The organism is Gordonia sp. p3-SID1431, assembly GCF_025143765.1.
GTDB classification, from domain to species: Bacteria; Actinomycetota; Actinomycetes; order Mycobacteriales; family Mycobacteriaceae; genus Gordonia; species Gordonia hongkongensis.
The window spans coordinates 94,085-117,389 of sequence record NZ_JAMBDT010000001.1; the positions used below are offsets into that span (position 1 = coordinate 94,085).

Annotated in this window: 24 protein-coding genes, 1 tRNA gene and 1 pseudogene; 15 read left to right on the forward strand and 11 right to left on the reverse strand. The window is 67.2% G+C overall.

The features are described from left to right. Position 1 precedes the first annotated feature (1 nt). The 4 genes from M4D77_RS00475 (at position 2) to M4D77_RS00490 (ending at position 1,527) form a co-directional block, all read left to right on the forward strand. Entirely contained in the window at positions 2-376 is a 375-nt protein-coding gene (locus M4D77_RS00475; RefSeq protein WP_165630696.1) for a VOC family protein, read from the forward strand. Positions 377-503: 127 nt separating this feature from the next. Continuing rightward, a complete protein-coding gene (locus tag M4D77_RS00480; RefSeq protein ID WP_078111772.1) occupies positions 504-764 on the forward strand; it encodes a DUF4244 domain-containing protein in 261 nt (86 codons plus the stop codon). Next, entirely contained in the window at positions 764-1,159 is a 396-nt protein-coding gene (locus M4D77_RS00485) for a TadE family type IV pilus minor pilin (protein ID WP_065630535.1), read from the forward strand. Before M4D77_RS00480 ends, M4D77_RS00485 begins: the two co-directional genes overlap by 1 nt. Further along, a complete protein-coding gene (locus tag M4D77_RS00490; protein ID WP_165630695.1) occupies positions 1,156-1,527 on the forward strand; it encodes an Rv3654c family TadE-like protein in 372 nt (123 codons plus the stop codon). The genes M4D77_RS00485 and M4D77_RS00490 overlap by 4 nt, the downstream gene beginning before the upstream one ends. A 20-nt stretch (positions 1,528-1,547) precedes the next feature. Here M4D77_RS00490 and M4D77_RS00495 read toward each other — a convergent pair whose 3' ends face one another. Next, positions 1,548-2,099: a hypothetical protein gene (locus M4D77_RS00495; protein WP_065630533.1), complete on the reverse strand. Its 552-nt coding sequence runs from the start codon at positions 2,097-2,099 to the stop codon at positions 1,548-1,550. Beyond that, positions 2,092-4,419 carry a DEAD/DEAH box helicase gene (locus M4D77_RS00500; protein WP_068970205.1) on the reverse strand — a complete coding sequence of 776 codons (2,328 nt, stop codon included), beginning with the start codon at positions 4,417-4,419 and terminating at the stop codon, positions 2,092-2,094. Before M4D77_RS00500 ends, M4D77_RS00495 begins: the two co-directional genes overlap by 8 nt. 337 nt (positions 4,420-4,756) lie before the next feature. On the opposite strand from M4D77_RS00500, the gene M4D77_RS00505 reads away from it, so the two are divergent. The 3 genes from M4D77_RS00505 to topA all read left to right on the forward strand — a co-directional run bounded on the left by M4D77_RS00505 (position 4,757) and on the right by topA (position 8,987). Then, positions 4,757-4,960, forward strand: a complete 204-nt coding sequence (locus M4D77_RS00505; RefSeq protein ID WP_004022110.1) for a cold-shock protein — start codon at positions 4,757-4,759, stop codon at positions 4,958-4,960. A gap of 173 nt (positions 4,961-5,133) precedes the next feature. Then, positions 5,134-5,718 (forward strand): hypothetical protein, encoded by a 585-nt coding sequence (locus tag M4D77_RS00510; protein ID WP_068970204.1) that lies wholly within the window; start codon positions 5,134-5,136, stop codon positions 5,716-5,718. 185 nt (positions 5,719-5,903) lie between these two features. Then, a complete protein-coding gene (topA, locus tag M4D77_RS00515; RefSeq protein WP_165630693.1) occupies positions 5,904-8,987 on the forward strand; it encodes a type I DNA topoisomerase in 3,084 nt (1,027 codons plus the stop codon). A gap of 66 nt (positions 8,988-9,053) precedes the next feature. Here topA and M4D77_RS00520 read toward each other — a convergent pair whose 3' ends face one another. After that, positions 9,054-10,514: an adenylate/guanylate cyclase domain-containing protein gene (locus M4D77_RS00520; protein ID WP_078111767.1), complete on the reverse strand. Its 1,461-nt coding sequence runs from the start codon at positions 10,512-10,514 to the stop codon at positions 9,054-9,056. A gap of 172 nt (positions 10,515-10,686) precedes the next feature. Between M4D77_RS00520 and M4D77_RS00525 the strand changes: the two genes are divergently transcribed. The 4 genes from M4D77_RS00525 to M4D77_RS00540 all read left to right on the forward strand — a co-directional run bounded on the left by M4D77_RS00525 (position 10,687) and on the right by M4D77_RS00540 (position 13,255). After that, a complete protein-coding gene (locus tag M4D77_RS00525; protein ID WP_259935298.1) occupies positions 10,687-11,973 on the forward strand; it encodes a DNA polymerase III subunit delta' in 1,287 nt (428 codons plus the stop codon). 47 nt (positions 11,974-12,020) lie between these two features. After that, complete coding sequence (locus M4D77_RS00530; RefSeq protein ID WP_259935300.1) at positions 12,021-12,449, forward strand: helix-turn-helix transcriptional regulator; 429 nt, start codon at positions 12,021-12,023, stop codon at positions 12,447-12,449. Further along, entirely contained in the window at positions 12,446-12,970 is a 525-nt protein-coding gene (locus M4D77_RS00535) for an SRPBCC family protein (RefSeq protein WP_259935301.1), read from the forward strand. The genes M4D77_RS00530 and M4D77_RS00535 overlap by 4 nt, the downstream gene beginning before the upstream one ends. 105 nt (positions 12,971-13,075) lie before the next feature. Continuing rightward, complete coding sequence (locus M4D77_RS00540) at positions 13,076-13,255, forward strand: hypothetical protein (protein ID WP_078111764.1); 180 nt, start codon at positions 13,076-13,078, stop codon at positions 13,253-13,255. 96 nt (positions 13,256-13,351) lie between these two features. Here M4D77_RS00540 and M4D77_RS00545 read toward each other — a convergent pair whose 3' ends face one another. Beyond that, positions 13,352-14,194, reverse strand: a complete 843-nt coding sequence (locus M4D77_RS00545) for an alpha/beta fold hydrolase (RefSeq protein ID WP_226512313.1) — start codon at positions 14,192-14,194, stop codon at positions 13,352-13,354. A gap of 153 nt (positions 14,195-14,347) precedes the next feature. Between M4D77_RS00545 and M4D77_RS00550 the strand changes: the two genes are divergently transcribed. Then, entirely contained in the window at positions 14,348-14,908 is a 561-nt protein-coding gene (locus M4D77_RS00550) for a TetR/AcrR family transcriptional regulator (RefSeq protein WP_205333177.1), read from the forward strand. Between the two features lie 110 nt (positions 14,909-15,018). Continuing rightward, a complete protein-coding gene (locus M4D77_RS00555; protein WP_205333178.1) occupies positions 15,019-15,735 on the forward strand; it encodes a phytanoyl-CoA dioxygenase family protein in 717 nt (238 codons plus the stop codon). Positions 15,736-15,757: 22 nt separating this feature from the next. Here the strand turns inward: M4D77_RS00555 and M4D77_RS00560 are convergent, their stop codons facing one another. From M4D77_RS00560 to M4D77_RS00590, 7 genes and pseudogenes are all read right to left on the reverse strand, one after another. Next, positions 15,758-16,912 carry a hypothetical protein gene (locus tag M4D77_RS00560; protein ID WP_205333179.1) on the reverse strand — a complete coding sequence of 385 codons (1,155 nt, stop codon included), beginning with the start codon at positions 16,910-16,912 and terminating at the stop codon, positions 15,758-15,760. Positions 16,913-17,020: 108 nt separating this feature from the next. Continuing rightward, positions 17,021-18,286, reverse strand: coding sequence for a Fic family protein (locus M4D77_RS00565; RefSeq protein ID WP_259935302.1), 1,266 nt, complete (start codon positions 18,284-18,286; stop codon positions 17,021-17,023). A 304-nt stretch (positions 18,287-18,590) separates the two neighbouring features. Then, a tRNA-Thr gene (locus M4D77_RS00570) sits at positions 18,591-18,666 on the reverse strand. Between the two features lie 83 nt (positions 18,667-18,749). After that, positions 18,750-19,601: a triacylglycerol lipase gene (locus M4D77_RS00575; RefSeq protein WP_065630522.1), complete on the reverse strand. Its 852-nt coding sequence runs from the start codon at positions 19,599-19,601 to the stop codon at positions 18,750-18,752. Between the two features lie 60 nt (positions 19,602-19,661). Then, positions 19,662-19,772: pseudogene (locus M4D77_RS00580) on the reverse strand (VOC family protein); the annotation flags it as partial. A 105-nt stretch (positions 19,773-19,877) separates the two neighbouring features. Further along, positions 19,878-20,330: a helix-turn-helix domain-containing protein gene (locus M4D77_RS00585; protein ID WP_065630544.1), complete on the reverse strand. Its 453-nt coding sequence runs from the start codon at positions 20,328-20,330 to the stop codon at positions 19,878-19,880. Positions 20,331-20,380: 50 nt separating this feature from the next. Continuing rightward, positions 20,381-20,962, reverse strand: coding sequence for a hypothetical protein (locus M4D77_RS00590; protein ID WP_065630521.1), 582 nt, complete (start codon positions 20,960-20,962; stop codon positions 20,381-20,383). A 220-nt stretch (positions 20,963-21,182) separates the two neighbouring features. On the opposite strand from M4D77_RS00590, the gene M4D77_RS00595 reads away from it, so the two are divergent. Continuing rightward, positions 21,183-22,061, forward strand: a complete 879-nt coding sequence (locus tag M4D77_RS00595; RefSeq protein ID WP_396266469.1) for a hypothetical protein — start codon at positions 21,183-21,185, stop codon at positions 22,059-22,061. A 41-nt stretch (positions 22,062-22,102) separates the two neighbouring features. Next, the gene (locus M4D77_RS00600) at positions 22,103-23,290 is read left to right on the forward strand and encodes a hypothetical protein (protein ID WP_226512319.1); all 1,188 of its coding nucleotides are present in this window, start codon (positions 22,103-22,105) and stop codon (positions 23,288-23,290) included. The last annotated feature ends 15 nt before the right edge of the window (positions 23,291-23,305 follow it).

Here is a 23,305-nt window from a genome sequence, read left to right on the forward strand (position 1 = left end):
CATGACCGACTCCGGGCACCGACACCATGCCATCGACTACATCGAACTCACCGTCACCGACTCGGCCGCGGCGCAGGCGTTCTACGCGGCTGCGTTCGGCTGGCAGTTCAACGACTACGGTCCCGTATACGCGGGAATCGCGAATCCGGGCGGCCCGGACCTGCCCGAGGTCGGGGGTCTCGCGACGAGCGAGGTCGCGGCCGTACGCGGTGGTCCCCTTGTGCTGCTCTACTCCGACGATCTCGACGCCTCAGTGGAGCGGGTGCGCGCGGCGGGTGGCGAGATCGTGAACGGCCCCTACGCTTTTCCCGGTGGTCGTAGGTTCCACTTCACGGATCCGAGCGGCAACGAACTCGGGGTGTGGTCGACCTCTTAGCCGGGAATCGTCGGGGTTTGCGCCGGAACGGCAGGGTCGGCAAATCCGAGGGATCCGAACGGCGACGCGCTGCGTCCAAGTACGTGCAACACCGTTCACTCGGTTCCATCGACTCCCAGGAGAGACCATGTCACGCACCATGTTCCGGACCCACGACGCCACCCAGGCCGCGGCGCCGCACGATCGAAGCGATGTGATCGGACGTCTAGGCGCGCACATGACGCGCCTGATGACCGACGAGGAAGGCATGTCCACGGCGGAGTACGCGATCGGCACCATCGCCGCGGCGGCGTTCGGGGCGATCCTCTACACGGTGGTCACCGGTGACAACATCGTGAGTGCCCTGACGGGCATCATCGGAAAGGCGCTCAACACCTCGGTCGGTTGATGAACCGCCGAAAGTGGCTGCGACGCCTGCTCGCCGACGAATCAGGCATGGTGACGGTCGAGGCCGCGTACGCGATCGCCGCGATCGTCGTCATGGTGCTCATCGCCGTGGGTGCGGTCGCCGCGGTGACCACCCAGATCCGCTGTACCGATGCGGCGCGCGAGGTGGCTCGCCTGTCCGCTGCGGGTGATGCTTCGGGGCGCGAGGTCGCGCAACGGCTGGTCGGAGACGGTGCGCGCGTGTCGATCTCGGATGCGGACGATCGGGTCGTCGTGGTCGAGGTCCGATCGGGTGTGGCGATGCTGCCGGGTCTCACGGTGTCGGCCCGGGCGGTCGCGGCCAAGGAGCCGACAGGTGCGGATCAGGTGGTGTTCGCGCCGGGGGTGGGGCCATGACGCGCCGTCGTGGGCTGATCGCCGACGACGGCGGTCACGCAACGGTGTTGGGCGCATTCGTGATCGCGGCGCTGGCTGCGGTTCTCGTGATGGTGATCTATGTCGGGGCAGCGGTGCTCGCCCGCCACCGCGCCCAGTCGGCGGCCGATCTGTCCGCTCTGGCCGCGGCGATCGAGCATGCGGCGGGTGAGCCGAATCCATGCGCGGCGGCACGAGATCTGAGCCGCCGACAGGACTCGGGGGCCGAGCTCGTGGAGTGCCGTACCGCCGGAGACGATGTGGTGGTGACGGTTCGGGTGCCGGTGGCGCTCGGGAGTTTCGGGACGAGCGACGCCACCGTCCAGGCGCGCGCGGGACCGGTGGACTGACCCCGTGCCGAAGGGCGGCCCTACCCGAGACCGTCGGATTCGACGGAGATCCGCTTGGGGTACACCCGGATGGACTGCATGGGCGCGAACCACAATTGGTGGAAGTGCACGTCGGTGTCGCCGCGATAGGCGAGTTCGAGCGCATCGGTCCCGGTGTTCAGCGGAATCCACGATCGGGCGGCCCGGACGAACGACGACCAGTGGATGAGTTCCCCCTCGGTGAGGAAACCGCCTGCTGCTGCCCAGGTTTCACCGGAGTGGGCATCGGTGGACGCCAGATAGACCTCACCGAGGGAGGCGGTGACCCGCGGACCGACCATCGCCGTCTGCAGATACCACTGTGCCGTGGTCACGACATCGGTGAAACCTCCGGAACGGGCCGCGCACCAGGCGTAGTGGAGGTCCAGGGCGTCGAGCGCCTCGTCTTCGGAGAAGAACACGTCGCGCTCGCCGATGGACGACGGCAACTGGTCGGTGTTCTGCGTCGGGCGGGCGAGCAGGAAGAAGGCACGAGAGGGTCGGGTGACCTGACGATACGTGTGGGTCCCCCGGTCGGATGCCTCGTCATGCATGGGCCAAGTATTCCCGACGGAGAAGATCCAGGACGGCTACTGCGCCATTCTTGTCGAGCGGATCGTTACCGTTGCCGCATTTGGGACTCTGCACGCAGGACGGGCAACCGCTCTCACAACCGCAGCTGGCCACGGCGTCTCGGGTGGCGTCGATCCAGGTCAGGAACGCCGAATGCCCGCGTTCGGCGAAACCGGCACCGCCCATGTACCCGTCGTAGACGAAGACCGTCGGCAGACCGGTGTCCGGGTGGAGGTCGGTCGAGAGTCCACCGATGTCCCACCTGTCGCAGGTCGCAACGAGAGGGAGGAGGCCGATGGCCGCGTGTTCCGCGGCGTGCAACGAACCGGGCAACCGGGTCTCGTCGACACCGGCGTCGGCGAGTGCCTCCGGTGTGAGGGTGTACATCACGGCGCGGGTGCTCAGGGTCTGCTCGGGCATGTCGAGCTCGACGGCGTCGAGCACCTCTCCGGTGCGCAACGTGCGGAGGTAACCGACGACCTGATGGGTGACGTCGACCTCCACGAATGCGACCGTCAGCGGGCCGAATCGCCGGCTCGCGAGCGTCGCGGTGATGCTGATGTCCGTCGTCTCCCGCGCCGACGTCGTCCAGTCCGGGTCCTCCGGATGCGCCAGCGCGAGACCGTCGTCGAGATCGAGCTCGTCGACGAGATAGGTCTCGCCCTGGTGAATGTGGACGGCGCCGGGGTGCACCGTCGACATGGCCCGGCCGGTGTCGACGGTACCGAGCAGCTGCGACGTCGTGGTGTCGACGATCAGGACCTGCCCGCCGATGCCGCCGCGGATGTCGACGTCGGCGTGGGGTTCGGTTCCGGCCGTGACGTACCAGCCGGACTTACGTTTGCGCAGCAGGCCGTCGGCGGCCAGGTCCTGCGCCACGTCGCGGGCGTTCCAGGCGTCGATCTCGCTGTCCGACAGCGGTTTCTCCATGGCGGCGCACAGCAGGTGCGGACCGAGGATGTACGGGTTGGCGGGGTCGGTGACCGTGGCCTCGACGGGTTTGCCGAGGAGTGACTCCGGATGATGCACGAGGTAGGTGTCGAGCGGGTCGTCGCGGGCGACGAGCACGACGAGTGAGTCGCCGGACTCGCGCTGGCGTCCCGCGCGCCCGGCCTGCTGCCAGAACGAGGCGACCGTTCCGGGGTACCCGCTGACGATCACGGCGTCGAGTCCGCTGATGTCCACGCCGAGTTCGAGCGCATTGGTGGTGGCCACGCCCAGCAGTTCGCCGTCGGAGATGGCCTTCTCCAGACGTCGCCGATCGTCGGCCAGGTATCCCGCCCGGTACGCGCCGATCCGGGACTCGAGCTCGGGGGCGCTCTGTGACAACAGGTGTCGTGCGCTGAGTGCGGTCAGTTCGACGCCCCGCCGGCTCCGGGCGAAACACAGTGTACGAGCACCTTCCACCACGAAATCGGCCAGCAGTCGGGCGGATTCAGCGCCGGCCGAGCGTCGGACGGGTGCACCGTTCTCGCCGGTGACCACCGGCAGGAAATCGGGCTCCCAGAGGGCGACGGTCCGCTCCCCGCGGGGAGATGCGTCCTCTGTCACCGCGACGGCCGGTTCACCGATCAACCGGCCCAGCGCCTCGGCCGGTTCGGCGACCGTCGCACTCGCGCCGATGACGACCGGATCGGCACCGGCGGCCCGCGCGATCCGCAGCAGACGCCGCATCACCAGGGCGGTGTGAGACCCGAACACGCCTCGGTAGTGGTGACATTCGTCGACGACGATGAACCGCAGATGCCGGAAGAACTGACGCCATCGGTGGTGATGGGACAGGATGCCGATGTGCAGCATGTCGGGGTTGGTGAAGATCCAGCGCGAATGGGCGCGCGCCCACTGCCGGATCTCGGGGTCGGTGTCGCCGTCGTATGCGCACGGCTGGAGGTGCCCGAACTCCGGTCGCCCGGCGATGATCGAGGACACCGCCCGGATCTGGTCGGCCCCGAGAGCTTTTGTCGGCGCGAGGTATAACGCGGTCGCATTCTTTTCGTTCAGAAAAGAAGTGAGAATGGGCATTTGATACGACATCGATTTGCCCGATGCGGTCCCGGTGCAAATAGCCACATGATTGCCGCGGAATGCGGCGTCGGCCGCGCGCGCCTGGTGAGTCCACACCTTCTCGATGCCGTTGTCGGCGTAGGCGTCGATCAGGGGCTGCGGCACCCACTCCGGCCAGGCGTCGAAAGATGGTGAGCGCGATGGGATTACCGAGAGGTGGGTGAGCGGGGAGGGGTCGGCGTCGGACCCCGCGAGGGTGCGGGCCAACAGGCCTGTCCCGAATGTGGAGTACTGCATCTTCTGGTGAGAACTCTTCGAAATAGTGTTGCAGCGACGGGTCTCCGACCTGCGTCGATGTTACCGGCTGGTGTCGTTGGTCTGAAGTTTGACGAGGTTTTGACTCACTTTGGTTCGTGTGACTATCGCTGGGGGGCCGAACATGATTGACTGGTTCCGGCCGCAGCTTTCGCGACCCACCGCCCGGTGGGCGACAAGCATGTTGCAGCCGTGGTACTGAGGTTAGTTTGGCGGATCGATGCAGATCTTCGCGGGGCTCTTTGAGGTATGGCGGTCGACCGGCCACGACACGATGACCCATCGTGTCGCGACAGTTGATATGTAAAGGATTGCAAGAATGGCACAGGGAACTGTGAAGTGGTTCAACGCGGAAAAGGGCTTCGGCTTCATCGCGCCTGATGAGGGTTCCGACGACGTGTTCGTCCACTATTCCGAGATCCAGGGATCCGGTTTCCGCACCCTCGAGGAGAACCAGCGGGTCGAGTTCGAGGTCGGTCAGGGCACCAAGGGGCCGCAGGCCACCGGCGTCCGCGCTGTCTGAGAAGACCCGCGTGTGACTGCACCAAGCAGTCGGGGCAAACCACCGCTCCCGTTTCGATTCGTCGAGGCGGGAGCGGTTTGTTGTCTGGCTCCCGTTCCGCAGCGCTCCGCGCGTCGCGAACGCGCCACCTGAACCGCCCACCTATTTCCGAGACACAGCACTAGTCTCGAATCGTGGGCCAGTTGTCGTTTTTCTCCGCGGAGACCGAACAGCCCGCGTACGCCGACCTCGCGGGGCTGCTCGCGGCGCACGGACAGGCCGTCCGCTCCGAAACCGGTACGCGGGTCTCGATCGTGGTCGCCGACCGCTGGCGGGTAGAGCAGATCGTCGTCGAGATGCGTGCGGCCGGCCTCGAAGCCGAGTCGACGGTCTCGGACGAGGGCACGCCGCTGGCCCGGACCGCGCCCTGCCATGAACTCGATCCCCTGCACGCGGCCTGGTCCGCGGGAGCGGTCAAGGCGATGCCCCCCGGCTGGGTTCCGAGTTTCCGGGCCCTGCGCCTGTGGGTGATCGCCGCCGGTCACTCGGATGCCGGCCGCTACCAGCTCGGATTGGATCCCCACGCTCCGGAGTCGCACGCGGCACTCGCCACGGCGCTGATGCGGGTCGGCATCGCACCAACCCTCGTCGGTACGCGCGGGCATTCCCCGGCCCTGCGGATCGCAGGCCACCGGCGCCTGTCCCGGTTGCACGAGTACGTCGGCGTCCCGCCCTGTGCCGAGGCCGTCGCCGACTGGCCTCCGGTCGACGAGCATTAGTCATCCCGCATTCGAGCCGTTGAGCTGCTACAACGGGTCGGAACGGTGTCGGATCGGTCACCTCGCCGGGTCCGAGACGGAATTCAGATGTGCAAACGGCGCTATACATAAGGTACAAACCCATCGAACACACCTGAACTGACACGCAGGAACGTTCTCCACCCAGTCAACCGAAGGACGCCCCGGTGGCAGAGACCAGCACCGCATCCCGCTCGAACAGGGGTATTCGACGCCTCGTGATCGTCGAGTCCCCGACCAAGGCCCGCAAGATCGCCGGGTACCTGGGGGCGAACTATGTGGTGGAGTCGTCCCGAGGGCACATCCGCGACCTCCCGCGCGGTGCCGCCGACGTGCCGGCCAAGTACAAGGGGCAGTCCTGGGCACGTCTCGGCGTGAACGTCGACGAGAACTTCGAGCCGCTGTACGTGGTGTCGCCCGACAAGAAGTCGACCGTCAGCGAACTCAAGTCGCTGATGAAGGACGTCGACGAGCTCTACCTCGCCACCGACGGTGACCGTGAGGGGGAGGCGATCGCCTGGCATCTCCTCGAGACGCTCAAGCCGAAGATCCCCGTCAAGCGCATGGTGTTCCACGAGATCACCGAGCCGGCCATCCGGGCGGCTGCCGAGAACCCGCGTGACCTCGACATCGACCTCGTCGACGCGCAGGAGACCCGACGCATCCTCGACCGCCTCTACGGCTACGAGGTGTCGCCGGTGCTGTGGAAGAAGGTCATGCCGAAGCTGTCTGCGGGCCGTGTGCAGTCGGTGGCGACGCGCATCATCGTCGAACGGGAGCGCGAGCGCATGGCGTTCGTGTCGGCCGAGTACTGGGACATCTCCGCGACGATGGACGCGAGCGCGGAGAGTGCGGACAGCTCCAATCCGCAGACCTTCAAGGCGCGGCTGGTCAACGTCGACGAAGCCCGGGTCGCCACGGGACGCGACTTCGAGTCGACGGGTGTCCTGAAGAGGTCCGACGGCGTCATCGTGCTCGACGCCGACCGCGCCGAGAGTCTGGCCACCGGCCTGCGAGGTGCGGGGATGACCGTCACCTCGGTCGAGGAGAAGCCCTACACGCGCCGTCCGTACGCGCCGTTCATGACCTCGACGCTGCAGCAGGAGGCCGGCCGCAAGTTGCGGTTCACCTCCGACCGCACGATGCGGATCGCGCAGCGGTTGTACGAGAACGGCTTCATCACCTACATGCGTACCGACTCGACGAGCCTCAGCGAGTCGGCGATCAACGCCGCCCGCGCCCAGGCCCGCGAGCTCTACGGCGACAACTTCGTCCACTCGACGCCGCGCCAGTACACCCGCAAGGTCAAGAACGCCCAGGAAGCACACGAGGCGATCCGACCCGCCGGTGAGACCTTCCGTACCCCCGGCCAGGTGGCCGGGCAGCTCGAGGCCGATGAGTTCCGCCTGTACGAACTGATCTGGCAGCGCACGGTCGCGTCGCAGATGGCCGACGCCAAGGGCACCACGCTGAGCCTGCGTATCGCCGGCACCGCGTCGTCAGGAGAGCGCTGCACCTTCGCCGCGTCAGGTCGCACGATCACCTTCCCGGGCTTCCTGTCGGCCTACGTGGAGACGGTCGACGAGCTCAGCGGCGGCCAGGCCGACGACGCCGAGAACCGGTTGCCGCAGCTCACCGAGGGGCAGTCGCTGACGGCCACCGACCTGACCGCAGACGGTCACTCCACCAACCCGCCGGCGCGCTTCACCGAGGCGTCGCTGGTGAAGGTGCTCGAGGAACTCGGGATCGGCCGACCGTCGACGTATGCGTCGATCATCGGCACCATTCAGGACCGCGGGTACGTGGTCAAGAAGGGCAACGCCCTGGTGCCGTCGTGGATCGCGTTCGCGGTCGTCGGTCTGCTGGAGGCGTACTTTGAGAGCCTCGTCGACTACGACTTCACCGCGACCCTCGAAGACGACCTCGATCAGATCGCCACGGGTAACGAGAACCGCACGAAGTGGTTGTCGGAGTTCTACTTCGGCGACGACCATTCCGGTGCCGACGGTGAAACCCGTTCCGCCCACTCGGCAATCGCGCAATACGGCGGTCTGAAGAAGCTCGTCGGTGTCAATCTCGAGGAGATCGACGCGCGGCAGGTCAACTCCATCCGTCTGTTCAACGACGAAGAGGGCCGCCCGATCTATGTGCGGGTCGGCCGATACGGGCCGTATCTCGAGCGCAATGTCGCCGCGGACGGTGCGGAAGAGGATCTGCAGCGCGCCAACCTGCCCGCCGACATCACCCCGGACGAGTTGACCCTCGCGGTTGCCGAAAAGCTCTTCGCGACACCGCAAGAGGGACGTTCGCTCGGTACGGACCCCGTCACCGGTCACGAGATCGTCGCCAAGGAAGGACGTTTCGGTCCGTACGTGACCGAGGTCCTGCCGTCGGACGACGATGACGACGACGGGGACACGCCCGCAACCATTCCCGCGGGCCCGACGCCGCGTGACGGCGGGTCGGGCGGCGGCACCGGAGGTTCGGACACCGCCGACGGCGACGTCGTCCCGCTCGACTCGCCCGGCGGGGGCACGGCCACCAAGACGAAGCCGGCGGCGAAGAAGACCGCGAAGAAGGCGGCGAAGAAGGCCGGTCCCAAGCCGCGTACGGGCTCGCTGTTCAAGACGATGGACATCTCGACGGTCACGCTCGAGGACGCGCTGAAGCTGCTGTCGCTGCCGCGCGTCGTCGGCGTAGACCCGGAGTCGGGCGACGAGATCACCGCGCAGAACGGCCGGTACGGCCCGTATCTCAAGAAGGGCTCGGACTCGCGGTCCCTCGGCACCGAGGAGCAGCTCTTCGAGATCACCCTCGACGAGGCGCTGAAGATCTACTCGGAGCCCAAGCGTCGCGGTCGTCAGGCCGCCGCGCCGCCGCTGCGTGAGCTCGGCAAGGACGACGAGGTCAGCGGCAAGCCGATGGTCATCAAGGACGGTCGGTTCGGACCGTACGTGACCGACGGCGAGACCAACGCCAGCCTGCGCAAGGGCGACGAGGTCGCCTCGATCACGCCGGAGCGCGCGATGGAGTTGCTCGCCGATCGTCGGGCACGTGGCCCGGCCAAGAAGGCTGCGAAGAAGACCACGAAGAAGGCGGCGGCGAAGAAGGCCCCCGCCAAGAAGGCAGCGGCCAAGAAGACGGCGGCGAAGAAGACCGCAGCCAAGAAGACGACGGCGAAGAAGACCGCAGCCAAGAAGTCGACCGCCAAGAAGACGGCGGCCAAGAAGGCGACGCCGGACGCCGAGTAAATGCGCCCAATAAACGCTGGGGACAAGCGAAGGCGAGTCGCCTCAGGGGCAGGGGAGGGTGGTAGCTCAGTCCCGCCGGTCCGGCTCGAGGTGCGGGCGCGCGAGGAGCGTCTCGATCCCGCGGCCGCGGAGTTCGACGCCCTCGCCGATCTCCCAGTGCTCGGCTTCCTCGTGAGATGCCAGGAACACCGCGCGTGCGGACCCGAGGACGCGGGTGGGTTCGTCCTTCGCGAGCTCGGTGAGGCGGGCCGCCTCGTTGACCGGGTCGCCGATGACCGTGTACTCCAGTCGCTGCTCGGCGCCGATGTGCCCGGCGATGGCCTTGCCGGCCGATACTCCGATGCCGATGTCGGTGTCACCCAGGGTCTCGTAGAGCTCGGCCCGCAGCTCGCGCGCGGACGCGAGTGCCCGGCCGGCGAAGTCGTCGAGGTCGAGCGGCGCCCCGAAGATGGCGAGCGCCGCGTCGCCCTGGAACTTGTTGACGAACCCGCCGTGGCGACCGACCACGCCGACGACGACCCGGAAGAACTCGTTGAGCAGTTCGACGATCTCGCGGGGCGGCCGATTCACCGCCAGGCGCGTCGAGCCGACGATGTCGACGAACAGGACGCCGACGTAGCGTTCCTCGCCACCGAGTTCGGTGCCGGTCTCGATGGCCCGCCGCGCAACGTCCTCGCCGACGTAGCGGCCGAACAGGTTGCGCAGCTGCTGGCGTTCGCGCAGGTCGGCGACCATGTCGTTGAACCCGGCCTGCAGCAGGCCGAGATCACTGCCGTCGTAGATCTTCACCGCGACGTTGAGGTCGCCCTCGCTGACCTTGGACTGTGCGCGCCGCAGCTGCTTGATCGGGTCGTTGATGGCGGCGACAACGCGCACGATCGCGATCACGCTGAACGCGAGCGCCGAGATCGCCATCCACAGGATCGGCCGCTCCAGGCCGGTGGAGTCGGCCTCGATGATGCCGAGCCGGTGCAGCACGATCATCCCGATGATCACCAGCATCGGGGCGACCACGCTGATCACCCAGAACGCGGTGATGCGGGTGGTGACACTGGGCGCGATGGCATTGTCGGGATTGTTGGCCATCGCCGCGACCGTGATCGGCCGCATGACCTTCTCCGCCTGCATGTAGCTGAGCGCACACGTGACCATCGCGCCGATCGTGCTGGCGATCGCGACGATGAAGGCGTTCTTCGACGACACGGTCAGGTTGACGAGCGTGAACAGCGTGCCGCCCACGACCCACAGCGCGGCGTTCACCGCGGTCAGCAGCATCGGTAGCGCGAGGGCGCGGCGTCGTGCGGCCTCGTTGTCGAGTCGGGTGCGACGCCGATGCCAGATGAGCACGGGTAGCGACAACTGGATGCTGGCGAAGCCGCCGATGACCATCGCGATCAACAGGTAGGCCGCGAAGATGACCTGGTTCAGCGCGGTGATCTCGTCGAGGCTGATCGAATCCTGGATCGGCATGCCGAAGCGCAGGAACGCGAAGGTGAACAGTGCACCCACGAGGTTCGCCCGCAGCATGTCCAGCGCGAGAATCGGCCACGGCGTATGAATGAGCCATCGGGCCAGATGCAGGCCCTTTGACCACCGCGACCGTTGTTGAACCACGGAGACCACGGTAGCTGGCTGCTTGCAATCGTTAAACACGGTTCCGCGCCTCAGGCGTGTCCGAACTGCGGATTAGGGTGTTGCTGTGACAAATGTCTTCGATCGGCTGACCGGGCAAGAGGCCATCGCCGACGATCTGCGGGCCGCCGCCCGGGCAGCGCGTGCTCTCGCGGCGAGGCTCGACGCGGGTGCGTCTGACGATCTGTTCCTCGCCGACGACGAGATCCCGGCCGTCGATGCGGGGTGGTCGCGGGCGTCGATGACCCACTCGTGGCTGTTCACCGGACCACCGGGCAGCGGTCGGTCGGTGGCCGCGCAGTGCTTCGCCGCGGCTCTCCAGTGTCAGGCGCCCGACGCCACGAACGTCGGTTGTGGTGAATGCCGGGCGTGCGTCACGGTGATGGCGAAGACCCACGCCGACGTCCGCCACGTCGTGCCGGAGGGGTTGAGCCTCGCCGTCGGCGCGATGCGGGACATCGTGCAGGCCGCCGCGCGCCGGCCGGGCACGGGACGCTGGCAGATCGTCATCGTCGAGGACGCCGACCGGCTCACCGAGCAGGCCGCGAACGCGCTGCTGAAGGTCGTCGAGGAGCCGCCGTCACGCACGGTGTTCCTGCTGTGCGCGCCGTCGGTCGATCCCGAGGACATCTCGGTGACCCTGCGGTCGCGCTGCCGGCACATCGCACTGGTGACGCCGACGACCGCCGACATCGAGCGGGTGCTCGTCGAGCGCGACGGTCTCGATCCGGAGCAGGCTCGGTGGGCGGCGTCGGTGTGTGGCGGCCACATCGGGCGCGCGCGTCGGCTGGCGACGGATCCCGAAGCGCGCACGCAACGCGAGAAGGCGCTCGGGCTGGCGCGTGCCGCCGCCCGCGACTCGACCGCCTATGCCGCTGCCGAGGAGCTCGTTCGGTCGGCCGATGAGGCCGCCAAGGCGATCAGTGCCGAGCTAGACGCGGCCGAGACCGAGGAGATGAAGACCGCGCTCGGGGCGGGCGGCACGGGCAAGGGCACCGCGCGGATGCCGCGCGGAAGTGCCGGCGCGCTCAAGGAACTGGAGAAGCGGCAGAAGTCGAGGGCGACCCGGGTCGGACGCGACGTCCTCGACCGTGCTCTGGTCGATCTCGCCGCGCTGTTCCGCGACGCGCTCGTCGTCGGCGTGGGCGCCCAGGTCACCGCGATGCATCCGGACAAGGCCGACGACCTCGCGAACCCGCTCGCCGGCTACGCCAAGCCCGAGCAGCTGCTGCAGTGCGTCGAAGCCGTGCTCGCGTGCCGGGAGGCCCTCGACATGAACGTGAAGCCGAAGTTCGCGGTCGACGACATGGTCGCGCGGATCGGACTCGCGCTCGCGCGCCCGGCCGGGGCGTAGACAGCTTCACCCTTCCCTATTGGTAACTCGTGTGTTACCAATAGGACGTGGACGACTTCGAGGCGATTGCCGACCCGGTGCGTCGTGCGCTGATCGAGCGGCTCGCTCGCGGGTCGGCGCGCGTCGTCGATCTCGCGGCCGACCACCCGATCAGCCGACCGGCGATCTCGCGTCATCTCCGCGTGCTCGGCGAAGCAGGCGTGACGACGGCCGTCGACCACGGCCGTGAGCGGCACTACGAGCTGGCGTCCTGCGCGCTGGCCAGGGTCCGGGCGTGGCTCGACGCGGTGGACTCGGCGGTTGCGGGTTCGCACACCGTGGACTCGGACGCCGTGCAGCCGAGATTCGACGAGCGTCATCTCGACGCGCTCGACCTCGAGGTGCGACGTACCGTGCGCGAGTTCGTCGATGAGGAATCCGCGGACTCCCCTCTTGCACAGCCCGATTCAGGCAAACGACACAGGGAGACAGGATGACTGCCGACATCGCGGCCACCGGCCGCCGAGAGGTGCGGGCCGGCGTGCCGCACGTGGTGCTCGAGCGGGCGTTCGCCGCGCCGATCGACGCCGTATGGGCGGCGATCACCGAACCCGCGCGCCTCGAACGCTGGATCGGAACATGGGCCGGCGACCCCGTCGACGGTTTCGTCGACTTTCGGATGACCGCCGAGGGCGACGACGTGGAGCCGGAGCGGTTCACGATCCTGGAATGCGATCCGCCGCGCCGGTTGGTCGTCGAATCGAAATCCCCGGCCCAGGACGGGGATGAGGACGTGTGGCGGCTGGAACTGGACCTGGCCGAGGCCCACGGAACGACGACACTGAGCTTCGCCCAGGGACTGCCACGGGCCGACATGGCCGAGAACGTGGGCCCGGGATGGGAGTACTACCTCGACCGTCTGGTGGCGGCCGAGGCCGGCCGTAGCGTCGCCGAGGTCGACTGGGACGCCTACTACCCGGCGCTGTCGTCGTCGTACGCGGACATGTTCCGGGACTGATCGGTCGCGCGCCCGGACTCCGATCGCCGGAGGGTGACGCGGGCCTCGACCTATCATGAGGTCACGGTCGCGTGCCGCGGCCGGACGATGAGCGAGGAGCGAGCGATGTCGGACTTCATCCGCAAGATCAAGGAAGATGCCAAGGCCGTCTCGGCCGCCATCGATCAGGAACTGACGGTGCTCGAGGGTGTCCCCGGCTACGACCCCCTCGCCGACAACAAGGACGCCGAGGCGTCCGACGAGACCGCCGAGGACGCGGAACGGGTCGACGACGACGCCCGGTAGGGACAGACGGCAAACGGCCGCCGGATGGAGAATCCATCCGGCGGCCGTCCTGCTGTCACGCGGGTGTGCTCGCTGGGCGAACTCACCCCGGGTCGCTCACTTCTGAACGAACCCCAGCAGCGCCTCGTTCACCTCGGCGGCGTGAGTCCACAGCAGGCCGTGCGGCGCATCGGGGATCTCGACGTACTCGGCGTCCGGAACGGCCTGGTGGAAGCGGCGTCCGGTGGCGTCGATCGGCAGGATGTTGTCGGCCGTGCCGTGCAGGATGAGGGTCGGCTTGCCCGAGTCGCGGACTGCGGCAACATCTTCGCGGAAGTCCTCGATCCAGGCGGGGACGACCGAGTAGGCGGCGACCGGCGCGCTGCCGACCGCGGTGTTCCAGTTCGCGTCGACGACCTCCTGGGTGATGCGGGTGCCGAGGTTGTCGTCGAGGTTGTAGAAGTCCTTGTAGAACTGCGTGTACCAGGCGTAGCGGTTCTCCTTGGCGGCCGCCGCAATACCGTCGAAGACGGACCGGTCGACGCCTTCGGGATTGTCGTCGGTCTTCACCAGGAACGGTTCGAGCGACGCCAGGAACGCGAACTTCGCGACCCGGTCGGTGCCGTGGTTCTTGGCGTAACGGGCGAGTTCGCCGGTGCCCATGGAGAATCCGACGAGGATGACGTCGCGGAGATCGAGCGTCTCCAGGACGGTGTTCAGGTCCGCGGCGAAGGTGTCGTAGTGGTAGCCGGTGCCGACCTTGCTCGACTTCCCGAACCCGCGACGGTCATAGGTGATCACGCGGTAGCCGGCGTCGATGAGCTCGCGCGCCTGCAATTCCCAGCTGTTCCCGTCGAGCGGATAGCCGTGGATCAGCACGACGGCCTGGCCGGTGCCGTGATCTTCGTAGTACAGCTCGACGTCGGTGGAGTTCTCGGTGCCGACTTTGATGTAGCCCATTGCGATCACTTCTCTCTGTTGAGGCGACCCGATCGGGATCGGAATCGATGCGGCGGGCGGGAGAACGGTCGTTCTCACCGGTGATTGATACACTAGAGAACGAACGTTCCCCGCGCAACCCCCAGCCGGGAACCGGCAGTGAAGGAGATCGAGGTGACCGACGCCGTGGACCCGCGCGAGCAGGTGGTCCGTGCCGCTGACCAGCTGTTCAACGCGCACGGGGTCCACGCGGTGGGGATGGACAAGGTCCGCGATGCGGCGGGGGTGTCGCTGAAGAAGATCTACTCGATGTTCCCGTCGAAGGAGGCGTTGATCCTCGCGGTGCTCGACGATCGGACCCGGCAGTGGAACAGCGGGATCGCCGCGTGCGCGGAGGGGCTGTCATCACCGCGAGAGAGGTTGCTCGCCGTGTTCGACTTCTTGCTCCAGTGGTTCGGCACCGACGAGTTCCGCGGGTGCGCGTTCATCAACGCCTACGGCGAACTCGGGGCCGAGATGCCCTCGGTCGCCGCCGCGGTCCGTGCGCAGAAGGCCGATTTCCAGCGTTACGTCGCGGGTCTGGTGGCGGAGTTGGGAGGCCCCGACGGCCTCGGCGCGCAGCTGTCAATCCTCGCCGAGGGGGCCCAGACCACGGCGGCGATCGCGGGCTCGGTGCGTGCCGCCGACGATGCACGAGCCGCCGCCGAAGTCCTGATCGACCAGGCTCTCCAGTAGTCGATTCCAGAAGTGCTGCGGCCGTGAGCTTCTCGACGGTTGGTGATCTGTCGCCCTCGGTGCGGCGAAAATCGCTCGCGGGAGACGCCCGATGGTGGGAGGCTGCGACGGTGATCGACGTCGACAGGTTCAGCGCAGACGGTTTCCTCAAGATCGAGCGCCCGTTGCTGCGCGAGGCCGCGGACCGGGCGCGGGCAGGATTGTGGGCTCAGCTGGGTCTGTCCGAGGACGACCCGGACGCCTGGACCGATCCGGTGCGCTGGGCGTCGGACATGGTGGGGGCCGGCCCATTCGGGTTGCTCGCGAACAGTCCGGAGCTGACCGAGGCGCTCGATGCGATCTGTGGCGTCGGCGGTTGGACACCGCGCGGCGCCCTGGGCAACATACCGGTCCGCTTCCCGCTGCCGCCGACGGTCGATGACCGCGGCTGGCACATCGACGCCAACACACCGCGCGAGGACGGATCGTGGGTGGTGAGTCGACGGCCCCACACCGTGCTGATCCTGACCCTGCTCTCCGAGGTCGGACCGACCGACGCACCGACCCGCATCCGGGTGGGGTCACATCTCGACGCTGTCGCGGTTCTCGACAACGATGGGATGAGCCCCTTCGACGCCGGTCCGTTACTGGACGCCGCGAGTCGCGAGCGTCGCGTCGCCTACGCGACCGGCAGTCCCGGCGACGTCTACGTGGTCCATCCGTTCACCGTGCACGCGGCCGACGAACATCGCGGTGCGACTCCACGATTCATGGCGCAGGGGCCGGTGATGCTGACCTCGCCGTTGTCGCCCGACTCGGCAGCAACACTCGCGTCGGTGTTCGGTTGAGGACCTGATCTACGACGACGAATCAGGCGTCGGAGTCCGAGGATTCGCTGCCGGAACCACCGCGGTCGGAGGAGTCGCTGTCGTCGCCCGCGCCGGAACGGTCACCGCTCGTCGAGTCGGATCGGGAGTTGCCTGAACTCTCGGACGTACCGTCGTCGCCCGCTTCGCCTGAGTCCGATCCGGTGTCCCCGTCGTCGTCGACATCGGCGGACTCGGTCGGCAAGTCCTGGTCATCGTCGACCACGATGTCCCGCAGGGTTTCCCGGCCCACGTCCCGTGTCTCGACGGTGTCCCTGGGCGTCTCGGCATCGGCTCCGGCGTCGGATGTGGTGTTGCCACGGTCGGTGGTCGGCTCGATGGGCCGGCCGCGGGGTGGTTCGGTGACCTCCGGCTCGCTGCCCGTGCCGGCATCGGGACGTGGCGTCTCGACAGGGCGGTCCGTCCGGGGCGGGTCGACCTTCCATCCGATCGACTTCAGGAGTGCCGAGACGAGCGGGACGGTCTCCAGCCAGACTCGAATGCTCCACGGCCCGCGCGGATCCGACACCAGCACGATGACCGGCCCGTCGGTACCCGGCGGGGGAGGAGTCAGGCTGGTGCCGCCCTCGGGTACACCGGGCGCGCCGGGCCCGCCGGAGCCCTGGGCGTCGCCGGTGTAGACGACGAACGGACTGTTCGCGTCGAGTCCGGCGATGACGGTCATGACCGCCAGGTTCTGTTGCACCGCACGTTCTTTGAGTTCGTCGTCGAGCTCCGTCGACAACACTGCGCGGGTTCGGGGACCGCCGGCGATGATGGGTCCGACCGAGTGCGGAAAGTCGATGACCAGCGTTCTCGGTGTACCCGTGGAAGACAGGTCGCGTGTCATGGGAGCGGCCGGACCGCCGGTCGGTGTCGCAGCGACGGACGGGGCGGCGGGGCCGCCGGCGCCCGGCGACAACGGGATCGGTTGGCTCCACCCTGTGGTCGATTCGGTGGCCACCTGGACGGTGTCCGGCGTGGCGAGAGCGTGGACCAGGGTGGTCACGTTGATCGATGCGACCGCGGTCGGGATGACGGTGGCCAGCGAGAGCGCGCCGAGGGTGAGAGAGGCGTTGGAGAGGCCCGAGGGTCGTCGAAGAGGACCGACGCCGTCGTTCTCGACGGCGCGTCGCGTGCCGCGCCGATATCCTGCCACCCCTGGGCCCCCTCTTTGTCGATCAGATATTAGACGACGAGTGGGCTGCTCGCTGTCGTCTGAATGACACAAATCGGGACATCTACTCGGAGGGTCAGCTACTGGAGATCAAGGTCCTTCCAGATCCAGCAGCGCGGCCACCCGCTGGGTGAGCCGGAAACGCAGCGGTTTCCTCGTGACGGTCTCGATGATCCCGGCGTCGTCCAAGCGCTGGAGTCGCGGTCGGACGAACTGACTGGATCTTCCCAGCACGTCGGCCAGGGTGTTCGATCGGACGGCGCGGTTCACATCGAAGTAGTAGGCCTGGCCGAGGGTGTACAAGATCGCGCCGAAGTCGTCAGGACTTATCGGCGGTGACGACTCGCGGTCGAGCCCTACGCTGAGCGGAAACTGTTCGTCATCAACCAGATCGCGAAGGCGTGCCCTGAGCGCCTCGATCCTCTGCCGACGTTCGGAGAGGTCGAGCAGCAGCCGATGTTGTGCCTCGGCGATGATCTCCAACATTCTGATCAAGAAAGGCGTCAGATCCCCGCGATTCAGTGGATTCTCCACGTCCGCGAACGCGCGATAGTAACGGTCCTTGTTGTCGGCGACGGTCGCCGACAGCGCGAGGCTCGCGTACGGAGCGATCACCTGTCGGAGGTCGAGTGCGAGAAGGTAGCGCCCGGTTCGGCCGTTGCCGTCGTAGAACGGGTGCGTGTACTCGAAGATGAAGTGCGCAGCCACGGCCCTGATGAGTTGGGGGACCGAATCGTCGCGCGCCTGGCTCAGCATCAGGGTGAGCGCTGCGTCGATCGCTGACTCGGGCACGACTCCGGTATGCACGATCTTGGTCCCGGATTCGATCGATACCGGTCCCTGCCGGAACAGCCGCCCATCGGGAGCGTCTTCATCACGGATCTCTCCCGCGGTCACCGCGTCGTAGACAGCCCGGATGTCGTCCAGCGTATGCGGACTTTCGGCCTCGTCGTTGCCGATGTCGAGGTAAAGACGCGCCATCTCCGCGAAGCGCTTGTTCTCGATGGGTTGTCGCGCCCGGACGGCCCTGATCGCAGCACCGATCTCCTGTCGGGTCGAACGGACCTGTTCGATCTCGTTGGTCGCTTGGATTTCGTCGATGACCATGCGATGGAGATAGTGGGTCCGTGCTCGTCCTGGCAGATCTTCCCACTCGGACTGAATCTTCGGCTCAAAGCTCATGATTCGTTCGATCAGCACTGCGATCTCGGGGGTCAGCAGCGCGAACATCGGGTACTCGCCGATCATCAAGTCCCAGCGGAGGGCGGCGGGAGACTCGCGTCGGACCCGTTCCTCAGCGTCGGCGCCGACTTGATCGTGCTGGTGGAAGACGGACTTGAGCGTTCTGTATGACACTTGATCTATCTCCGCATCCATACGCAAAAGCGGGGTGGCCTGTATGGCCTATGTTATACAGAGACGGAGATAGATAAAATAAGGAACAGTCGGAGTGGCCTCTATTGTTCCAATGGTGCCCAGGGCTGCGTTCGCAGGGTCGGTCGACGGGGGTCGCGCACCGCGGGGCTGCCACACGCCCGCCTGTTCATGGTTGAACGAGTGAACTAAACGGCCTGCGGTCAGTGCGTCGAGGCGGCCGCGCGGCGGATTTCTGACGACGCAGGGGTGGGCCAGAACCGAGGCATGAGTGGCCGGGAGGAGATGGAGCCGCCCAGGGGAATCGAACCCCTGACCTATTCATTACGAGTGAATTGCTCTACCGACTGAGCTAGGGCGGCGTGCTACGCGAGGCAGCGCAGACGAGTCTAGCGAGGGTCGGGAATCGAACAAAACTCGGGTCGTCGAAGCCAGAGGGCCCAGGTCAACCCGGGAAGTCGGAACCGCAGACGACCGGCACCCGACGCTGCGGATCGAGTGCGTTGCGGACGAGCGCAGCGACGGTCGGGGAGTAGGCCATCCCGACGTGACCGATCTTCGACGCCGGGCACACGTCCTGGATCACCGTGTTGGTGATGTTGGGGCCGGGCGGCATCAAGGTCACGGTGTACGGCGTCGAGATCTCGTCGAATCGCGTCGCGAGGTTCACGTATCGGATCGAGCGATGCGTCGGACCCCAGTAGCTCTGACCGGGGGCACGGGCCGGTAGGCGGTCGGTGATCGACCCGACGCGGGAGTATCCCCGGTTCGACGCGGACAGCCCGACGATCGTGCCCACCTGTTCGGCGCGTCCGGGCAATTGGGTGACGAGCTGTGCGATCGCGCCGCCCTGGCTGTGGCCGACGACATCGACCTTCTGGGCACCGGTGGCAGCCAGAACCCGTCCGACGAAAGCCGGGACCACACGGGCGGACTGCTCCTTGTTGCCCAGGCCGCCGGTGTTGCCGCTCCAGCTCGTCTGGCCGTAGGTCAGGCTGAACACGCAGTACCCCGCGTTGGCCAGGGTCGGCGCGAGATACGCCCAGTTGGCGCTCTGGTTCATGGCGGTCGCGTGCAATAGCACGACCGGATTGCGTCCGTCCCGGTCGCGGCAGCCGAAGCGGTTGGCGCCGGCGGGCGACTCCGATGCCGGACTCAGGTAGCGAGTGGCGATGGCGGTCGGCGCATCCGTGATCACCGGGAACGGCGCGGCGTTCGCGCTTCCGGCCACGAGGCACAAACCTGCGGCGGCTAGCGCGAGCACAGCCGCCGTGACTCCGGATCGGATGCTGTTCATGGTCGGATTGTCGCCGACGACGCGGCGACGCGACCCGCGATTGCCGGAACGCCGGGCGGTCTAGGCGAGTACCTCGGCCAGTTGCGTCAGGCGAACACTGTTTCCCGACGGGTCGCGGAAACCCGCGTCGATGCCGTACGGCCGTTCTTCGGGTGTCTCGGTGAACTCGACGCTGGCGATGCGAATCATGTTGTCTTCCTTCGCTTGAGGGATGTTGCGGTGTGAGATCAACGTAAGTCGCTGCGGCCGTCGAGGTCTTCTCCCCGTGTGCTGTCCTCACCTGGCCTCGTCGCGTGTTGCTTCCCTTTCCGGGGATTGCTCGGTCCGGCTCGTCGGCGCCGGGCGCGAGTAGACGCGCAGAACGCACGCCGGTATCTGTGCGTACGTGGAAGCGGGTGGGAACGAATCCCGATATGCGGTCGGCGTCTTGCCGAATGCGCGAGTGAAGCTCGTGGTGAACGAACCGACACTGGAAAGACCCGCCGCCATGCAGATGTCGGCGACGGTACGGTCTGTCGTTCGCAGCATGGCCGCTGCCCGTTCCAGTCGTCGAGTCTGCAGATACGCGTGTGGCGACTGTCCGTATGCGGCTGCGAAGGCCCGCGAGAAGTGGGCGCGGGACAGTTTCGCCGCGGCGGCCATGTCGTCGACCGTCAGCGGCTCGGCGAATCGCACGTCCGCGAGATCCTTGGCGCGCAGCAGGTGACGGGCCGGGTGTGCGCTGGGCATGAACTTGATGATGCCCACGTCGACACGTCGCCGTCGGATGTTCGGTGACCTCAGTCGCGGTCGCGACGCCGGAACTCGACGCCGCGCGGCGACAGTTCGTACCCGACGACGAGGCTGTCGGTCAGCCCGAGCTTCTTGAGCTTGGTGATGTCCTGCTTCAATCCTGCTCGGTCGGTGCCGAGTTCAGCCGCGAGGTCGGTCGACACCACGCCCGGGCGGCGCGCGATGAGGTCGAGGGTTTCTCGGGTCCACGGCCCGATCTTGGACCGGGAGTCCATCCGGTCGAGGCGGGTTCGGATCTCGTCCACGTCCGCGTCCGCCAGATCATCGTCGGCGCGCAGGGCGATCCGTGGGTCCTCGCCGATGCACTGCAGTCCGATGCGGTAGGTCGGATTGTGGACGTTGACGCAGAGGGCGGCCCGGACGGCGTCGGCATCGCCGTATCCCGCGCGCCGCGCCTCCTCGCGCGTGATCCGCTCGGGGTCGACGCGTTCCAGGGACGTCACCTCGATGACGTGAGTCAGCGCGATGAAGCTCGAGCCGGGATGAATGCGCGGATGGCCCCATCGCCGGAAGGCGAGGTCGACGGTTCCGTCCGCGACCCCGCGGGCGACTGCGGCCGTGAGAAGCACACTCGCGACCCTAGTCAGCGCGACATCTGTGTGCATGAATTCGCAGCGCAGGATCGCCTGTCACCCCTGTGGATGACAGCTGAGAAGGTCCTGAGAGCTGTTGTAGGGTGTCCCGAGGTCAGCGACGGCATATGCCGACGTCATCGGGGGACCCCCTGCGTCGTGCCGTCGTTGAGCGCAACTTCACGACGACATGATCACCGGCCGGGGGGAGGGATCTTTGGTGCCGCCGCGCGCTTCCGCACTGTGGTTCCCCGACGTCCCGCCGTCGCCCGCTTCCGACGCGACGCCAGCCGCCGATCTCGCCGCTCACCTGGCCCGATACCGCTCCGTCGGCCCAGCTCAGGTTGCCTCGCAGCCGTCCGCGGTGGCGGTTCTCGAGCGTCCAGTTCCACAGCTCGAGGAGCCGATTCGGCCGGCGGTCGCCGCACCGCAGGTCGTCGCGCCTCGCCCGGCGTCGGAGCTCGACGCGTTCCTGGCGGAGGCGGAGAAGTCGGTCCGTGCGAAGCGGAAGAGCGGATCGGCCGCACGCGGTGAGAAGCCCACACGTTTCGGTTCACCACTGCGAATCGCAGGTGCGGCAGCAGCGATTCTTGTGATTGTCGCCACAGCCTTGGGTGTGGTCCTGACGCGCGGCGGCGAGCCCGAATCGACGACGGCATCGACGTCCACCGCTGACGCCTCTGATTCGCTGTTGCCATCCACGTCCGCCGTGGCGAGCGAGCCCGCCTGTACGCAACGCCCGGTGGGGGCGGGGACGACGGTGTCCGACGGCGACGATGCCGGTGATCAAGAGTCCGGCGCCGGCGCGATCCGCGCCTTCAACCACGCCTACTACGTTCTGCGCTCGGCGAGGGCGGCACGGGCGGTCGCGGCGCCGGGCGCGGTGGCCTCCGAGTACGTGATGCAGCAGTACATCAACCAGCGTCCCATCGGTACCCGGCACTGTCTGACGGTCGCCGAGCGCGGCCCGGGCGAGTACTCGGTGGTGCTCACCGAACTGCAGCCCGACGCGGCGCCCATCACCTACCGCCAGGTCATCCGCACGACGACCATCGGCGGAAGGTCCTACATCCAGTCCATTCGATCAGTTGAGTGAGATCTCGCCCGCCGTGGGCGCACCAGAGAGGTAGTCGAGTAATGAGTCATAGTCGGGGTCGGCACCGGAAGCGTCGGGTGCCGAGTGGTCCATTGCTGTCGGTGACATCGGCGGTGGTCGCAGCGTCGATCACTGCGGGCGCGGGAGCGGCGTTTGCGGTGCCGGAGCAGGGGGGCACGAGTCCGGGTGACACGGCGCCGGGGCAGGGTGGCACGAGTCCGAGCGATGTGTCGCCGGATGGTGGTGCCGGTGCTGAGGCCACGGTCGAGCCGGTCGTGGTTCCGGGGCCGGGCAGTATTCCGGGGCCGCCGGTGGAGGCGCCTTATCAGGCGTACACCGCGCCTGGGTCGTATTCGTATGACGAGCCCTACACTCCGTTGATCAACAATCGGGTGGCTCCGCGGGTTGCTCCGCCGGTTCGGCCGATCGCGCCGCCGCCGGAGAAGATCCGTGTGGGCAACTTCGTCACCGACATTCCGGAGGGGATGTCGAAGCGTGATGTGAACTCGATCAATGCGTGGTCGGCCTATGGTGAGGCGAAGATCGCGCAAGGTTTGATCTCTGCTGGTGTTCCTGAGGACGAGGCGACGCGTCGTGCTGCCGCCACGATCATCGGTGTCATGGCCGGTGGTACGGCTGGTGCTGTCGCGCTTGGTATTCCGTCGGCGGTTGTGGGCGCGGGAGTTGGTGCGGGAGTCGGGGCGTTGATCGGCTCCGCGTTCCCGCCGCAGCCGTTTCAGACGGGTGTAGGTGCACTAATCGGTGCCGGGGTTGGAGGTGCCGGGGCTGGCGCTGCAGGCGCAATAGTCGGTTTCGCCATCGGTGGGACTGCTGGCGGAGCCCTCGCGTATGCGCTTGGCGCGGGTGACCCCGGCGCGAACCCGGATGAGCCATGGAATCAGAACGGTCCACGGCACGCCCTCCCGCAGCCTGATGGGCCGAATCAGTTTGAATTCCACCTGACAGCAGATCGCGCGCGCAGCGCGGGGTTGCCAGCCGTCGACTATGTCGTCAACCATCGTGGCGACGTTGACGCAAGAATAGGGGCTTCGACCTTCAAATGGTCGGGAGCGCAAGCTCGGTCACCCTATGTAGTGTTCGGCCCGCAGACTGAGAAGTCGGTACGCGACTGGACTCGCGCACAGTCCGACAGCCTGAAGAACGCGGTCCCTGGAAGTGACGTCTTGTGGCCGGCTGAGGTTGGCAACTCTTCAGCCGAACATCACTGAGAACAAGGGCCTTTG

Coding starts and splice junctions, on each gene's coding strand:
- M4D77_RS00475 (WP_165630696.1), top strand. CDS start 2: ATGACCGACTCCGGGCACCGACACCATGCCATCGACTACATCGAACTC.
- M4D77_RS00505 (WP_004022110.1), top strand. CDS start 4,757: ATGGCACAGGGAACTGTGAAGTGGTTCAACGCGGAAAAGGGCTTCGGC.
- M4D77_RS00480 (WP_078111772.1), top strand. CDS start 504: ATGTCACGCACCATGTTCCGGACCCACGACGCCACCCAGGCCGCGGCG.
- M4D77_RS00500 (WP_068970205.1), bottom strand. CDS start 4,419: ATGCAGTACTCCACATTCGGGACAGGCCTGTTGGCCCGCACCCTCGCG.
- M4D77_RS00535 (WP_259935301.1), top strand. CDS start 12,446: ATGACTGCCGACATCGCGGCCACCGGCCGCCGAGAGGTGCGGGCCGGC.
- M4D77_RS00485 (WP_065630535.1), top strand. CDS start 764: ATGAACCGCCGAAAGTGGCTGCGACGCCTGCTCGCCGACGAATCAGGC.
- M4D77_RS00600 (WP_226512319.1), top strand. CDS start 22,103: ATGAGTCATAGTCGGGGTCGGCACCGGAAGCGTCGGGTGCCGAGTGGT.
- M4D77_RS00585 (WP_065630544.1), bottom strand. CDS start 20,330: ATGCCCAGCGCACACCCGGCCCGTCACCTGCTGCGCGCCAAGGATCTC.
- M4D77_RS00540 (WP_078111764.1), top strand. CDS start 13,076: ATGTCGGACTTCATCCGCAAGATCAAGGAAGATGCCAAGGCCGTCTCG.
- M4D77_RS00545 (WP_226512313.1), bottom strand. CDS start 14,194: ATGGGCTACATCAAAGTCGGCACCGAGAACTCCACCGACGTCGAGCTG.
- M4D77_RS00490 (WP_165630695.1), top strand. CDS start 1,156: ATGACGCGCCGTCGTGGGCTGATCGCCGACGACGGCGGTCACGCAACG.
- M4D77_RS00495 (WP_065630533.1), bottom strand. CDS start 2,099: ATGCATGACGAGGCATCCGACCGGGGGACCCACACGTATCGTCAGGTC.
- M4D77_RS00520 (WP_078111767.1), bottom strand. CDS start 10,514: ATGCTGCGGGCGAACCTCGTGGGTGCACTGTTCACCTTCGCGTTCCTG.
- M4D77_RS00575 (WP_065630522.1), bottom strand. CDS start 19,601: ATGAACAGCATCCGATCCGGAGTCACGGCGGCTGTGCTCGCGCTAGCC.